The organism is Bacillus sp. S10(2024) (assembly GCF_050473865.1).
Classification (GTDB): domain Bacteria; phylum Bacillota; class Bacilli; order Bacillales; family Bacillaceae_G; genus Bacillus_A.
This window is the reverse complement of record NZ_JBFLUR010000002.1, coordinates 977,885-991,921: the sequence shown is the minus strand read 5'-3', so window position 1 is coordinate 991,921 and position 14,037 is coordinate 977,885. Positions and strand designations below refer to the sequence as shown.

Sequence of the window (14,037 nt, the reverse complement as noted above, 5' to 3'; positions counted from 1 at the left end):
TGTTCTTTCCAACTTCATCATCATACATAAAGCCTTGTATCCGAAGAAATTTTTCTTCGCGGGTACAGGGTTATTCCTGTTTACCCACGAAGCGATTATAAAGCTATGTGGGTCTTTTCATACCCGCATAGCTTTTTTTATTTCAAAAAGGAGTGATAAATATGAACTTACAAAATGTAAAAGGGACGAAAGACTATTTACCAGAAGAACAAATGTTGCGTAATACAATTAAACGGACTTGTGAAGAAATATTTGAGGCATATGGCTGCAAACCGCTAGAAACACCTATTTTGAACATGTATGATTTGATGGCTTATAAATACGGGGGAGGATCTGAAATATTAAAGGAGATGTACACGCTTCAAGATCAAGGGAATCGCAAACTTGCTCTGCGTTATGATTTAACCATTCCCTTTGCAAAAGTTATCGCTATGAATCCAGAAATCCGCCTTCCTTTTAAACGTTATGAAATTGGGAAAGTATTTCGTAACGGTCCAATTAAACAAGGGAGATTTCGAGAGTTCATGCAGTGTGATGTAGATATTGTTGGCGTTGAATCTGTCTTAGCAGAAGCAGAATTAATGGTAATGGCTCTTGACGTTTTTAACAAATTAAAATTAGACGTAACCATTCAATATAATAATCGAAAACTATTAACAGGGTTGTTACAAGCAATTCAAATCCCTGAATCACAAGTACAAGATGTTATTTTATCTGTAGATAAACTTGAGAAAATCGGCATTGACGGTGTAAGAAATGATTTAATAAATCGGGGGATACAAAGCGAAATGATTGACGTGTTATGTAGTACGTTAGAAACATGTATGTCTATGGCGCTCTCTGAATTTAATAAAATGTTCCCAAATTCTCTTGTTAAGGAAGGAGTTACTGAGCTTCAAGAACTTCAACAATACCTAGCCACACTAGGCGTTCAAGCTAATACAATGTTCTCCCCTTTTCTTGCACGGGGTCTTACAATGTATACTGGAACGATTTATGAAATTTTTTTAACGGATGGTAGTATTACTTCTAGCATAGGCAGTGGTGGGCGCTATGATTACATTATCGGTGCATTTCGAAATAAAAATAAACCTTATCCAACAGTCGGAATATCGCTTGGTTTAGATGTCATTTATACTGCTCTTATCCAAAAAGAACGTGCCTCCTCTTCTGTAGATATTTTTATCATTCCACTCGGAACACAGGCACAGTGTTTAAAAATTGCTCACACATTGCGAACAAATGAAAATTTAAAGATAGAACTTGAACTGGCAGATCGTAAACTAAAACGAGCCCTTAACTATGCAAACAAAGAAAACATCCCATATGTACTTATTATCGGGGAAGAAGAAATAAATAACAATGTAGCTGTTTTACGAAATATGAAGGAAGGAACAGAACAAACCATTCCTCTTGCTTCTATTGAAGATGGAACTTTCAAACAATATTTATGACGTGAATTGCCCCCCCCCGCGCATACTGAATGTTTTTATGTATTTGTTGCAACTAATCATAAAAGGAGAGACGTACACTGCTGCTACGTTTCTCCTTTTATTACATAAGCTATATATAAGATAAGATTTGATTTTGCATTCATTTTTCGATTAAAGCTTATTCAAAAGTTGATTTAAATCTTGCTTTGTTTTCATCGTTAATGTCTTTAGCTTCTTTAAATCTTGTTTCTGTTTTCCCATTTCAACAAGGAGTGGATATAAATTTTGCTCAATTGTTTTATAATCGGTTGCATGCTGTGCTTCAACTTCTTTCTCAACTACATCCCATTTATCAGTAAGTTGTTTGCCAAGTTTATTTACAGCTTCTTGTTTTGGATTAGCTTTCAATTGCTTGTCCACTTCTTCAATTAACTGTACAACTTCTTTTACTCCACTCTTCACACTAGCATTTTGCTTTCCGTTTGTTGATTTTGTTTCAGTTGTTCCGGTTTTCTCATTTTTTGTTTGATCTGCATTCGTTGATTTCGTTTCAGTTTTCCCATCTGCATTTGTTGTTTTTGAATCTTTTTCTTCGTTTTTACCCGTAGTTGTTTGATCTGCACTTGTTGTTTTCGCTTCTTCTTGATTGTTTGTTTGTTCTTTTTTAGTTTGAGTTGCTTGATCTTTTTCTGTCGAGGTACCGCAAGCTGTAATGGAGAGCATCGCTCCAATTGCCAATGAAGCAATCGATATTTTTTTCAATTTCATAATAAGCCTCCTAAAATTACAATTTCGCCTCCCAAATAAGTTTCTATATACTTCCAAAAATCCCTTTTTATTATTTATTTAAAATACAAATTTCTCAATAAAATCCTTCATTCGAATAAATTACCTATCCCGTCAGACACGCTGCTTTTATACCATATTGCAATTTTCCGATAGTAATATACAATAAATCCTCTGTTTAATAACAGAGGATTTACAATTTATCCCGCATTCACGGGCAGTAAGACCCCCACCTTAAGATTGAAAGGACAGCAAAAAAGATAGGTGAGGGCTTTCCATCAGTGGTGATGAAGCCCACTCACTGATGGAAGTTTCACTTTATTTAATATTTGCTAGGATGCGTTCAGCACCAAGTTGTAAACTACGAGACACAATAACATTTACTATTGTAAAAATAACTAGGATACTGAAAAACATCCCCCACATTCCAACTCCTAATGAGAAAAATAACGCACATACCCCGCCAACAGTAATGCCCACTAACAGTATATTCACAAAAAAGTTCCAAAGCGTAGTATAACGACTTTTAAACATTTTTTGTTCGCTATCCCAATGAATATCAGCTGTTTGCGCATCCCAGCGTGTGCCAATTAAATTGTTTAACCATAACCCATTTGCACAAAGCAAGAACCAAAGTAAAATAAATACTGGTGACACACCGCCTACAATGATAAGCACTAGACCAACGATCGCTAAAATAGTAGTATTAATGAGCCAAGCTGTAAATACTTTCGCAAAGAAAATGCCTTCTGCCTTAACTGGTAAATAACGATTGATAAACCACGTACGACCTTCCCTTGAAAAAGATGTTGTCGCAATAACGTTGGACCCCATTAAAAACATACCTGCACAAAAAGCAAGACCAAGCGCAAGACCTGTTGTTTCACTATCATTTATAAATTTATTTATCCAAGCTAAGTTACCGTCTTGCACAAAAATAATAAAGAAAAACATAATTGGCATCACGAAAGTTTGCACAATACAATTAATAAAAAATTGTGGCGTACGTGTCAAAATACGAAATTCTTTTTTCACATATGCTTTCCAGTGTGAATTTTGTACGGTAGCTTTATTAAAATCTTCAGAAGAAATCACTTCTTTTTTCGCAGTACTATTTGAAATCCCAATAACCCCTTTTAAATATGTACGTTCTGCAACATAGAAAAACAATACATAAAATGCTAACGAAATCGCAGCGAAAAGGAGTAAATATAAAAAGCCTTTCCACGAATCACTTTCTGTTAATGCCATTGCTCCAAAATATGTAGTTGGAAAATAGTTTGTCATTTCTACTAGAAATGAAGATTGGTTATTTGCAAGAAAGTCTGCTGCTGATCGCCCAGAAGCAGCACTTCTATTTTTCCATTGTATAAATATATTAATACCGACAACTAGTAATAAAGTAAATAACCCTATAAACATATTATTTCGATCTTTATTTTTTGCAATATTTGTATAACGCATAATGATTATCATAAGAAGTGAAGCAAGAACTAACGGAATAATCGGGAAAAATACGTAAACAATTAAAAAGTAAACATAATATGTAATAAATGCACCACTTTGTAATCCATACACAATGAAAATAGGAAATAAAATAAACGAAGTCATTACATATTGTGTAATTAAAACGGTAATAAACTTCGCAGTAATAATGTGGGCGGGCTTAAGTGGTAGTGGTAATAACATTTCAACGTCATTGCTATAGTAAAACACTGTTAAAATTGTCGTAATACTAAACACAAATATCCAGATACTACCAATAGCTAATCCCATGCCAAGTAGTACGTTTTCCTGATTAACTTGTTTTAATACTCCATACATACCATTCGCAAGTGGACCGATAAATAAAAACCCAACAAGCAAAAGACCTAATAATGAAAATAAAGATGTAACACGCTTCTTCTTATCAGTTACCATATCAGCATAGTTCATCTTTAATAATATTTTCGTTAACATCCAAATTTTATTCATTTTCTGTCATCTCCAAGAACATTTTTTCAAGAGATTCATTAGATTCAAAGTGCTCTCGTATTTCTGGTAAATTCCCTTGAAATTGAAGTGTTCCTTTATTAATAATCGCAACTTGATCACATAATTTTTCAGCAACTTCTAACACATGTGTTGAAAAGAACACTGTTTTCCCTTTATCAGCGTGTTCACGCATCATTTGTTTTAATATAAATGCCGATTTTGGATCTAATCCCGTCATTGGCTCGTCTAAAATCCAAACATCTGGATCATGCAACAAAACTCCAATAATAATAATTTTTTGGCGCATTCCATGTGAGTAACTTTGGATTTGATCAGATAATGCTTCGTACAAACTAAAACGCTCTGCTAGTGTTCGAATCTTTTCTTGGCGTACGTCCTTCGGAACATCATACATATCCGCCATAAAATTTAAATATTCAATCCCTTTTAAGCGTAAAAACATATCAGGACTGTCAGGAACGTATCCAAATAGCTTTTTCGCTTCAAGCGGCTCTTTCGCAATGTCTTTTCCATTTACCGAAATCGTCCCGCTATCAAGAGAATGAATACCTGTTATCATCTTAATTGTTGTTGATTTCCCGGCACCATTTGGGCCTAAAAAACCAAATATCTCTCCACTTGGTACTGTTAAATTTAAATCTTTCACTGCAAATTTACTACCATTATAGCTCTTTGATACATTAATAATTTCAATCATTCATATCCAGCCCTTCTCTTATTTTCCAATAATTACATTCTAATTGTAACATAATACGTTTCTGCATTTTGTAACTTTTTAGAATTATCAGATGCTAAAAAATCTTCTTCCTCCCACATTAACGAGCAGTAAGCCCCCCACTGCTGGAAGTCTTACTTTATTTCTACTATTCTATGTTCTCTTATCCATAAAAATATATATACGAAGCTACCCCAACTGCTAAAACTACTCCTAAAAGAAGATAAATAATTGAAAGCCTTTTAATATTTCCTTTCGTTGAACTTCCATAATTCTCTTCTTCATTTTTTCCTACCATAATCGTCAACATAACTGTCACTGCTACTATGATTAATACCCCTAATATCCATGTTAACATTTCCCCATCCCCCTACATTTCTAATTTTGCATTATTTATACTATTTATAATGTGGATATCTTTGTGATTATTTCAACAATTTTCAAATTAATTGTAAAATAAAGAAAATAAAAAAGATAGAGATTTTAAAAAGCAATCTCATGACTTTTTAAAATCTCTACCTCCTATTTTACTTTTCTTCTAACAATAAATCGCGCAGATCATCTAATTGTTCTTTCGTAAGTCCAATTCCTTTTTCAGCATATTGATCCACTGAACCATATACATTATGAATTTCATCGAATGCCGCTTGTAAATATTCAACCCTCGCTTCAAACATTGCACTTAAAATCTCAATACTTGCTTCATCTTGAAGCTGCGCTCCTAAAAAAGCCATCATTTTCTCATTCAACTGTTCACGAAAACCATTACTTAGTAAATAATCCTCCATGATCGTCTCTTCCGGCACACCTAGTAAAAGTAATAATAATGCAGATGCAAATCCAGTTCGGTCTTTTCCTGCTGTACAATGGTTTACAATTGGTAAGTTGTTTGCGTCTTGTATCAGCTCTAAAAATGTCACAAATGCTTCATTACTAGTCACGAAATCTCGGTTCATCTTCACTAAATACTCACCTGGTTTGCCAAGCATTGATAAATCTCCTAAACTAAAAAATTCATTGATATTTAAGTCTTTTGCTAAATCTTGCATAACTGGTAAAGAAACTTGGCGAACATCTTGCATCTCAGGGTTTGGTTTATGTTGCACTTCAAAATCTGTACGATAATCGCAGACAGTTTTTAATTCCAAATTATGTATATAATGAATGTCCGCTTCTGTTAACCCTGCTAATTCTTCAGAACGGTACAAATTCCCCCATTTCACCACACGGCCATCTTTTGTTTCATACCCGCCTAAATCACGAAAGTTAAACGCACCTTGCAGCGGTATGCGGCGCTCTGCTACTGTAATACGATCTCCTTTATTCGTTACTAATCGAAAATAAACACGTACAGCCGGGTTTGGATCTTCAATTGTAACCGCAGAAGCTTCTGTTACAATCGTTAATAATGTTCCATTTTCTTCAATACTCTTCGGAGATGTACTCCAATAAACACATACTGATTCTTCTACACTACCCCATTTTATAGATAAAGTGTTCTCGTTTTCTCGCTCTACTGTTACATCTAAACTTGGTTGTTTCATGTTCGTTTCCATTCTTTCACCTATCACTTTCTCTATTGTTTCTAATCTCTATTCTATATCACATATGGTAACGCGTCTTACATATTTCGACACTCTGCAATCAATTTATACATATAGAGAAAACATATCTTGTATATCTGTAAAAGATGTACAAGGTATTCCCCGAAATACATAAGCAATTTGTTCATTCCCCAAGTCTTGATATACAACTGTACCTCTTTGTGGATGTAAATAGTATTCGCAGTTTCCAATCTTTTGCGGGGAACTATAATTTCTTATCCATGAGGATACAGGATAATAGCTATAATTGGTATGCCGACATGCCCATAATGTATATAACTGCTCTTTTGCATCCCAATATACATACTGCGTTTCGTTATCCCCAAAACCAACAGACTCTAAATCCCATGAACGTGGTACTAGAAGCGGTAATGATACAAATTCCTTTTCTTCAGGAGAACACCATCCAAAGCAACGACTGATTTCTCCTCCACCCTTTTCTGTCTGAGCCTGAAAACTTAGACGATGAAATGGTAAGTTCATTTTTTGTTTTGCTTTCTCTAATTCAATCGGCTGTAATCCATATAAAAATTCCTCCATTTGTTGTTGTTCGATAACTCCATCATCAATAGAAATTTCAATTTGTGTTTTCCACTTAGAAGTGACGTAACTATCGCACCCTTTATAATTTATCCCACGCCAATAGGTAAGTTTATTATATTGAAAACACTCACCCTGCGCGTGATACAGACAACTGTCTGGAAAAGTCGGTTCCATAATATCAAGAAAAAACTGTTTGACCCGAAATATTCCTGTAGGAGTAATCACCTGAAACCAAAGCGTTTCCCACTTTTCATTCTCCTGTCGCTGCGATATGTGCTCTACATGCCAGTCTGAAAATAAAGTTTCTGGATATAAAGGAATCATTCTTTTAAATGATTGTTGTAACATCCAATTCCCCCTTGTTTTATTTCTTCAATACTTCGAGGGGAGTCTTCATTTACCCTTTTCTCATCAACCTTGTGTATTTCTTTATCTTCCCTAACTGTATACAGTTATTGTTAGAAAACACTCGTTTCATGACATCGTTCATTTCGTCAGTGCTACCTACATAATATGAGGCACCAATTTCTTTTAAAATGTATAATGTTTTTTCATGAAGCATTGTCCCGTAATGTTTACCACGCATTTCCGGGACAATACCAAGATAAAACAATCGCCCTTCTTCTACCGTACCTGGCTCTATATGCGGCAAAATAACACCTACTGGATCTTCTCCTTGAATGGCGACTAAACAATGTTCATTCCATCTACCGCCAATTTCTGTTTGAAAAGCATATAATAATTGGTCTATAGATAACGTTTCTTTCGTATTTAAAGAATCCTTCATAGATTCAAACCAAATTGCTTTAAATGCGTCTTCGCCTACTTCATCTATTGTTTTCAGCGTAAACGGAACTTCCACATCTGTAACATCAGATAAATCTTTTAGCACCATAACACAACTTTTCTGATGCTGAAATTGTAAACGTTGAAACACTTCTTCATAATGGGTATAATTTGGACTTTTTGATGAAATAACAAAGTGTAAATGTAAAACTCCTTTATTTGTTGCTTTCTCTAGCCAATATTGGACAATCTCTGTCACTTGTTCCTTTGTAAAAGAAACTGTATTATTTTCTTCAATTGTAATATAGTGCGGTTCTCCTCCTAATACTTTGAAATCTCGTTCCATATTAACAATTTGATTCATTCTTTTACCTCTTTCTGTAAAATTATTACAATAGCATATTTTTTATTGCATGAGCAGGAGTTTTGATGAATATGTAGAATACTAGAAATTTGATATTTATAACAGCAATCTTTCATCAAGAAAAGGGATTTTATCGATAAAGTTATAAAGAGGAGGAGCATCATTGAATACCATTATGCTGCAGCAATTGTTAGAAACTATTCAAAAAAACGGATATTTATTGCCTCAAAATATCGATTTAAATCAATTAAGCATACATATGCTAGAGCATATTGGAACGTTAGACAGCTATTTACGTGATCAATTGATTTACTCTACCTTTTCTTACCTCATTTCACGTGAATATTTTCATGAAGCTCAGTTAGAAAAATTACTTATGCTAACTTTGAAAGAACAATACTTATATTGCGGCATCACTTCTAATGATAATGATGATAGCGTGTTTACACGTTCTTTCACAACGTTATTAATCGCCTTAATATTATGTGCAGATAATAAAACGAATTTTTTATCTCCAGAAACGATTATTACTGTAAAAGAAAAATTAGTTGATTATATGAACCGAGAAATTGATTTAAGAGGATATGTACATCCTCACGGCTGGGCGCATAGTGTTGCTCATGCAGCGGATACTTTTGATGCCCTTATTCATAATCCAAAACTGTCGCAGCAATATTACGAAGAACTAACTCATTGTCTTTTAAATAAAATATTCGTTTATTCGATTGTATATCATTTTGATGAAGATGAGCGTATTATTACTCCTCTTCTTTCCATAATATCAAAAGGCTTCTCACAAAAGCAGCTTTTTGATATTATTCGTGTCAAATTAAACTTGCTCCCACAATACAAAGCAAGACTTCCAGTCAATGATTTTTGTAATCTATGTACAAATATAAAAACTTTCCTGCGCAGTTTATATTTTAGAACGGTACCCAATATTCAGTTTAGTAATATAACATCTCAGGCAGAAATGATGTTAAAAGAACTGCCAGCATTTTATTAATATAGAGGGAAATAGCCTTATTTTAGCAATATGTCAGGCAAGAGCAAGTCATTCTGCTCCCATTTTTGAAAAGTTAAAATTTACTTCATACGAAACATACTTACAATTTGCATGTATGTAATATAAATAAAGGAACAGGTGTCTATATGGGATATATCGAAGAAATGCGTAGTTTAGTTGGGAATCGTCCACTCATTTTAGTAGGTTCACATGTAATTATATTAAACAAAAATAATGAAGTACTTCTTCAGCTTCGCAGTGATTACAATTGCTGGGGCATTATTGGCGGTGCACTTGAATGCGGCGAAACGTTAGAAGAAGCCGCTAAGCGAGAAGTCTTTGAAGAAACAGGGTTAATCGTGAAACAGTTAGAAACTTTTCAAAATTTTTCTGGGAAAGAATTTTTTAATATTTATCCAAATGGAGATCAAGTATATGGTGTTCTTGTTACATATATTTGTCGTGATTTTGAAGGAACATTACGCGTCGATCACGCTGAATCAAAAGAGTTGCGATTCTTTCCCATCCACGATCTCCCTACGAATATTGGATCAGTGCATAAATTAGTTTTAGATACATTTGTAAAGAACAATCTTGATTAAAGGAACCAAATCAATTGGTTCCTTTCCACATTAACAGCCAATCCGTTTTTTTATTTCTGTTAAATTCACCCTCGCAATTTCCCTTGCCCGCTCGACTCCTTTTTCCATTGCTTCTTGAAGCAAGTGAGGCTCAGCCATATACATTTTATATTTCTTCCTCGGCTCTTCTAGCTCACGATTGATGACACGGAATAGCTCTTTTTTAACATCTCCCCAGCCGATGCCTGTTGCGTATTGCTCTTTCATTTTTGCGACTTCCTCAGCTGTCGCAAATTCTTTATACAACATAAATAATGTTTCAAGTTCCTTCGGTTCACTTGGTAAGGAAGAATCTGTTTTCATTTTGAAAATAAGTTTTTTCAGCTTTTCCGGTTCTTCAAATAACGGAATGACATTTCCATAGCTTTTACTCATTTTTCGTCCATCAAGGCCTGGTACAATTGCTCCTTCTTCTTGAATGATATACTCGGGCAATATAAAGACTTCCCCAAATGCGTTATTAAAATACGAAGCAATATCCCTCGCAATTTCTACATGCTGAATTTGATCTTTTCCAACTGGAACATAGTTTGATTGAAATAATAAAATATCGGCAGCCATTAAAATAGGATACGTATATAATCCCATGTTTATACCCGTATCTACATCTACCCCTGCTTCTATATTTTGATCAACCTTTGCTTTATAAGCATGAGCGCGATTCATTAAGCCTTTCGGAGTAAGGCAAGCTAAAATCCAGTATAATTCTAAGATTTCTGGAACATCTGATTGACGATAAAAGATTACATGCTCATCTAAACCTAATGATAACCATGTCGCTGCTACTTCCTTTGTATATTCACGAAACTCCTTTGAATTTTGTACGGCATTCAATGCATGATAATCAGCAATAAAATATAACGCTTCTCCTTCTCTATGTTTAGAAAGATGCAATGCTGGTTTAATTGCCCCAATATAGTTTCCAAGATGCGGATGTCCAGTTGGTTTAATCCCTGTTAACATAACTTTTTTATTCACAACTACTCCTCCTTTTACATATAAAAAAGCCCCTCAATCCTAAAAAGGACGAGGGACTCCCGCGGTACCACCTTTATTAGCTACAATTTTATAGCTCTCTTTATGATTCGAATAACGTCGAAACAACCGTCAAAACCTACTCAATTCGGCTTGCAGCTCCAGAGTCCATTCCATATTTTTCCCTTACTGATTTTCACCAACCATCAGTTCTCTGTGAAGTTCCAAATATGTACTCTTCTCTTTCATTGCCTTTTCTTTTATTTCTTCCTTATTATACCACGGTGTTTTTTTAGATAAAAGAGAACTTTCTGTCTTATTAAGCAGGAATTTTCCTTTTTTTATCTAATTACATATAAGTTTACGGAAACGATTCATTCAATTACGGAGGATTTATTATGGTAAAATACATTTCCATTCTGGGATCAACTGGTTCGATTGGGACGTCAGCTCTAGATGTAGTCGCTGCTCACCCAGAACATTTTCAAATTATCGGTTTAACTGCAAATAAAAATATTGAAATGCTAGAACAACAAATCCAAACATTTCAGCCGCGCATTGTAAGTGTGAGTACGAAAGAATTAGCAGATACAATGCGCTCACGAATTTCTACTCAAACAAAAGTTGTATACGGAGAAGATGGCTTGATTGAAGTTGCTACACACCCGGATAGTAATCTTGTCTTAACTTCCGTCGTTGGTGTAGCAGGACTGCTTCCAACAATTGAAGCACTAAAAGCGAAAAAAGACATTGCGATTGCGAATAAAGAAACATTAGTGGCAGCAGGTCATATTGTTACAGAATTAGCAAAGAAAAATGATTGCCGCCTTATTCCAGTAGATAGTGAGCATTCTGCTATTTTCCAATGCTTAAATGGTGAAAATAATAAAGAAATTGAAAAGTTAATTGTAACAGCATCTGGCGGTGCATTTAGAGATAAAACACGTGAAGAAATGCAACTTCTCAAAGCGAAAGATGCGCTAAAACATCCAAACTGGCTAATGGGAGCAAAATTAACAATTGACTGTGCTACCTTACTAAATAAAGGATTTGAAGTAATGGAAGCACGTTGGTTATTTGACGTTCCCTATGAAAAAATCGATGTTATGGTTCATAAAGAGAGCATTATTCACTCTCTTGTAGAGTTTGTAGATGGCTCTATTATGGCTCAGCTTGGGGCATCTGATATGCGTATGCCGATTCAATATGCATTCCATTATCCATCACGTTTACCATCTTCTTTTAAAAAATTAAATTTATTAGAAGTTGGTAGCTTGCATTTTGAAAAACCTGATTTAGAGAAATTTCCTTGCCTTCACTATGCTTATGAATCTGGGAAAATCGGTGGGACAACTCCGGCTGTATTAAATGCTGCTAATGAAATTGCGAATGCTTTATATATACAAGATAAAATTTCATTTTTTGACATTGAAAAAACAATCTATTCTGCATTAGAAGCTCATCATAATATTGCAAACCCTTCATTAGAAGAAGTATTAGCAGCTGATCAATGGGCACGTCAATATGCCAATCAATTACTTGTAAAAATATAAAAAATAACGATACGAAAGAGTGAGAATATAAGGTTCTCACTCTTTTCATAAAAGGGGGCCTTCATTTGATTCGAAAGTTATCTCCTTCTTCTATTGAAGAAGCTGCGGAAATTTTAGGAGTTCAAATTCCCGCATATAAAATTGAAGCACAGTACATTCAAAACAATTCAATTCCGCGATTATATGACACGATTTTGGATATTCAAAATTGTAATGAAATCTTTTATGGATACTTCATTGATGATACGTTAGCTGGATTTATTTCGTTTCAATATGTGGATACTGTTGTTGATATTCATCGCCTCGTTGTTTCCCCTACGTATTTCCATAGAGGCATCGCAACAGCACTATTACAACACCTATTTCAACTACATGAAGAAACAACAGACTATATTGTACAAACCGGTAAGAAAAACACGCCTGCTCTTTCTTTATATAAGAAACATAATTTTATAGAAACAAAAGAAGTTACATTACCAGACGACCTCGTTCTTGTACAATTGAAAAAGCTAAAATAAATTGATTGTTTTGGATAAATATGTTAATTTATTTTATATACAACCTTTTGCTGAGTCCAAATTTTGGAGCGGGGAAACCATTTCTGTGGCACATACCACTTGGGGCGAATCTTTGTTTAAGTAGGGATACTCTCACATTCCGAGTCCGACAGCTAACCTCGTAAGCGCATTGAGAGAGGAAGGTGTTTTTTACTTATGCTACAAAGCATCCCTCCTTAACCCTAACAATATGTTTCTTATTTTACTTAACTATATTGTTAGATAAAAGGAGATGATTTTCATGTTACGTATATCCGACCATGAAAAGAAAACAATGGAGCAAAGAGTAAAATTAGAACAACATCGTCCATATTATACAGCAAAAACAGCAAGTTGCATTCAACATAAATATGTTATGCAACACATTGTTCAGTGTAAAAAGTAAGAGAATAGCGGAAGCATTGCATACTGCAAAGCTTCCGCTATTTTATATAAATTGAACTCGCTTTTCTCTTCGCCCGGTGCCTTTTTACTTTTGCGATTGTACCACAAGCACGTCCCCCTTCTCCTTCAGCATACATACCGCACCAACGTTTACTACCGTTACGAGATTGATCGTAAAACACCCATTTACAATCTGGACAAGCTTTTAATCTCCCCCACTGGTTGTTTGTAATGGCAGAGATAATAACTCGCAATGAAAATGTATATAAATTTTCTTCACCAAGTGCTTGGTATGTAATGACGTCCGCTTCATCCATCGTCATTACTTGCAATGGATATTTTTCAAACAATGGCTTTAACGGCTTCTGTTGTTCCACCGCCCTACGAATCGTATCACGGAATTTTTTTACTTCTTTCACTGAACCAAAAGGTAGTTTTTCATTCCACTGCTCAATCATAAACTGATGTATATCTTTTTCCGATTCAAATAAATCGACTGGTTCTCTCGTTTCATTTGGAATTCTCCATGTATTTAAAAAGGCTCTTATACTTTCTAACATCTCTGGCGCAATTTGGTTGTTACTCAAAATCACCACCAACTTTCCATAGTTTACTTTATTTCGTATTTTCAGTATAATCATAACATAAAAATGTTAACCGCTTAAAAAAATAGATGGTTAACAAGGAGGGTGACA

Annotated in this window: 15 protein-coding genes, 1 riboswitch and 1 other annotated feature; of the genes, 6 read left to right on the top strand and 9 right to left on the bottom strand. The window is 34.7% G+C overall.

Going from position 1 to position 14,037, the window contains the following annotated elements; all coding sequences use genetic code 11:
• The first annotated feature begins 161 nt into the window (after positions 1 to 161).
• Entirely contained in the window at positions 162 to 1,454 is a 1,293-nt protein-coding gene (locus AB1280_RS05150; protein WP_429755086.1) for a histidine--tRNA ligase, read from the top strand.
• Positions 1,455 to 1,604: 150 nt separating this feature from the next.
• Here the strand turns inward: AB1280_RS05150 and AB1280_RS05145 are convergent, their stop codons facing one another.
• The 7 genes from AB1280_RS05145 to AB1280_RS05115 all read right to left on the bottom strand — a co-directional run bounded on the left by AB1280_RS05145 (position 1,605) and on the right by AB1280_RS05115 (position 8,226).
• Positions 1,605 to 2,201, bottom strand: coding sequence for a hypothetical protein (locus AB1280_RS05145; RefSeq protein ID WP_272187544.1), 597 nt, complete (start codon positions 2,199 to 2,201; stop codon positions 1,605 to 1,607).
• Between the two features lie 336 nt (positions 2,202 to 2,537).
• On the bottom strand, positions 2,538 to 4,193 hold the full coding sequence (locus AB1280_RS05140) for a putative ABC transporter permease subunit (RefSeq protein ID WP_429755085.1): 1,656 nt from the start codon (positions 4,191 to 4,193) through the stop codon (positions 2,538 to 2,540).
• Positions 4,186 to 4,911, bottom strand: a complete 726-nt coding sequence (locus AB1280_RS05135) for an ABC transporter ATP-binding protein (protein ID WP_429755084.1) — start codon at positions 4,909 to 4,911, stop codon at positions 4,186 to 4,188. The genes AB1280_RS05140 and AB1280_RS05135 overlap by 8 nt, the downstream gene beginning before the upstream one ends.
• A 181-nt stretch (positions 4,912 to 5,092) precedes the next feature.
• Positions 5,093 to 5,287 carry a hypothetical protein gene (locus AB1280_RS05130; RefSeq protein WP_429755083.1) on the bottom strand — a complete coding sequence of 65 codons (195 nt, stop codon included), beginning with the start codon at positions 5,285 to 5,287 and terminating at the stop codon, positions 5,093 to 5,095.
• Positions 5,288 to 5,456: 169 nt separating this feature from the next.
• Entirely contained in the window at positions 5,457 to 6,473 is a 1,017-nt protein-coding gene (locus AB1280_RS05125; RefSeq protein WP_429757280.1) for a tyrosine-protein phosphatase, read from the bottom strand.
• Positions 6,474 to 6,578: 105 nt separating this feature from the next.
• On the bottom strand, positions 6,579 to 7,424 hold the full coding sequence (locus AB1280_RS05120; RefSeq protein WP_429755082.1) for a hypothetical protein: 846 nt from the start codon (positions 7,422 to 7,424) through the stop codon (positions 6,579 to 6,581).
• Positions 7,425 to 7,473: 49 nt separating this feature from the next.
• On the bottom strand, positions 7,474 to 8,226 hold the full coding sequence (locus AB1280_RS05115; RefSeq protein ID WP_429755081.1) for a GNAT family N-acetyltransferase: 753 nt from the start codon (positions 8,224 to 8,226) through the stop codon (positions 7,474 to 7,476).
• 163 nt (positions 8,227 to 8,389) lie between these two features.
• On the opposite strand from AB1280_RS05115, the gene AB1280_RS05110 reads away from it, so the two are divergent.
• Entirely contained in the window at positions 8,390 to 9,232 is an 843-nt protein-coding gene (locus AB1280_RS05110; protein ID WP_429755080.1) for a DUF2785 domain-containing protein, read from the top strand.
• Positions 9,233 to 9,378: 146 nt separating this feature from the next.
• On the top strand, positions 9,379 to 9,834 hold the full coding sequence (locus AB1280_RS05105; protein WP_272187537.1) for an NUDIX hydrolase: 456 nt from the start codon (positions 9,379 to 9,381) through the stop codon (positions 9,832 to 9,834).
• A gap of 30 nt (positions 9,835 to 9,864) precedes the next feature.
• On the opposite strand, the gene AB1280_RS05100 is transcribed toward AB1280_RS05105, so the two are convergent.
• The gene (locus tag AB1280_RS05100) at positions 9,865 to 10,851 is read right to left on the bottom strand and encodes a tryptophan--tRNA ligase (protein ID WP_429755079.1); all 987 of its coding nucleotides are present in this window, start codon (positions 10,849 to 10,851) and stop codon (positions 9,865 to 9,867) included.
• A gap of 41 nt (positions 10,852 to 10,892) precedes the next feature.
• Positions 10,893 to 11,106, bottom strand: a binding site (T-box leader).
• A gap of 140 nt (positions 11,107 to 11,246) precedes the next feature.
• On the opposite strand from AB1280_RS05100, the gene AB1280_RS05095 reads away from it, so the two are divergent.
• The 3 genes from AB1280_RS05095 (at position 11,247) to AB1280_RS05085 (ending at position 13,343) form a co-directional block, all read left to right on the top strand.
• Positions 11,247 to 12,401, top strand: a complete 1,155-nt coding sequence (locus tag AB1280_RS05095) for a 1-deoxy-D-xylulose-5-phosphate reductoisomerase (RefSeq protein ID WP_429755078.1) — start codon at positions 11,247 to 11,249, stop codon at positions 12,399 to 12,401.
• A gap of 65 nt (positions 12,402 to 12,466) precedes the next feature.
• Positions 12,467 to 12,919 carry a GNAT family N-acetyltransferase gene (locus tag AB1280_RS05090; protein ID WP_429755077.1) on the top strand — a complete coding sequence of 151 codons (453 nt, stop codon included), beginning with the start codon at positions 12,467 to 12,469 and terminating at the stop codon, positions 12,917 to 12,919.
• Between the two features lie 38 nt (positions 12,920 to 12,957).
• Positions 12,958 to 13,102: riboswitch (cyclic di-AMP (ydaO/yuaA leader) on the top strand.
• A 97-nt stretch (positions 13,103 to 13,199) separates the two neighbouring features.
• Positions 13,200 to 13,343 (top strand): hypothetical protein, encoded by a 144-nt coding sequence (locus AB1280_RS05085; protein WP_098917096.1) that lies wholly within the window; start codon positions 13,200 to 13,202, stop codon positions 13,341 to 13,343.
• A 37-nt stretch (positions 13,344 to 13,380) separates the two neighbouring features.
• Here the strand turns inward: AB1280_RS05085 and AB1280_RS05080 are convergent, their stop codons facing one another.
• On the bottom strand, positions 13,381 to 13,902 hold the full coding sequence (locus AB1280_RS05080) for a CGNR zinc finger domain-containing protein (protein ID WP_272187915.1): 522 nt from the start codon (positions 13,900 to 13,902) through the stop codon (positions 13,381 to 13,383).
• Positions 13,903 to 14,037: the final 135 nt, after the last annotated feature.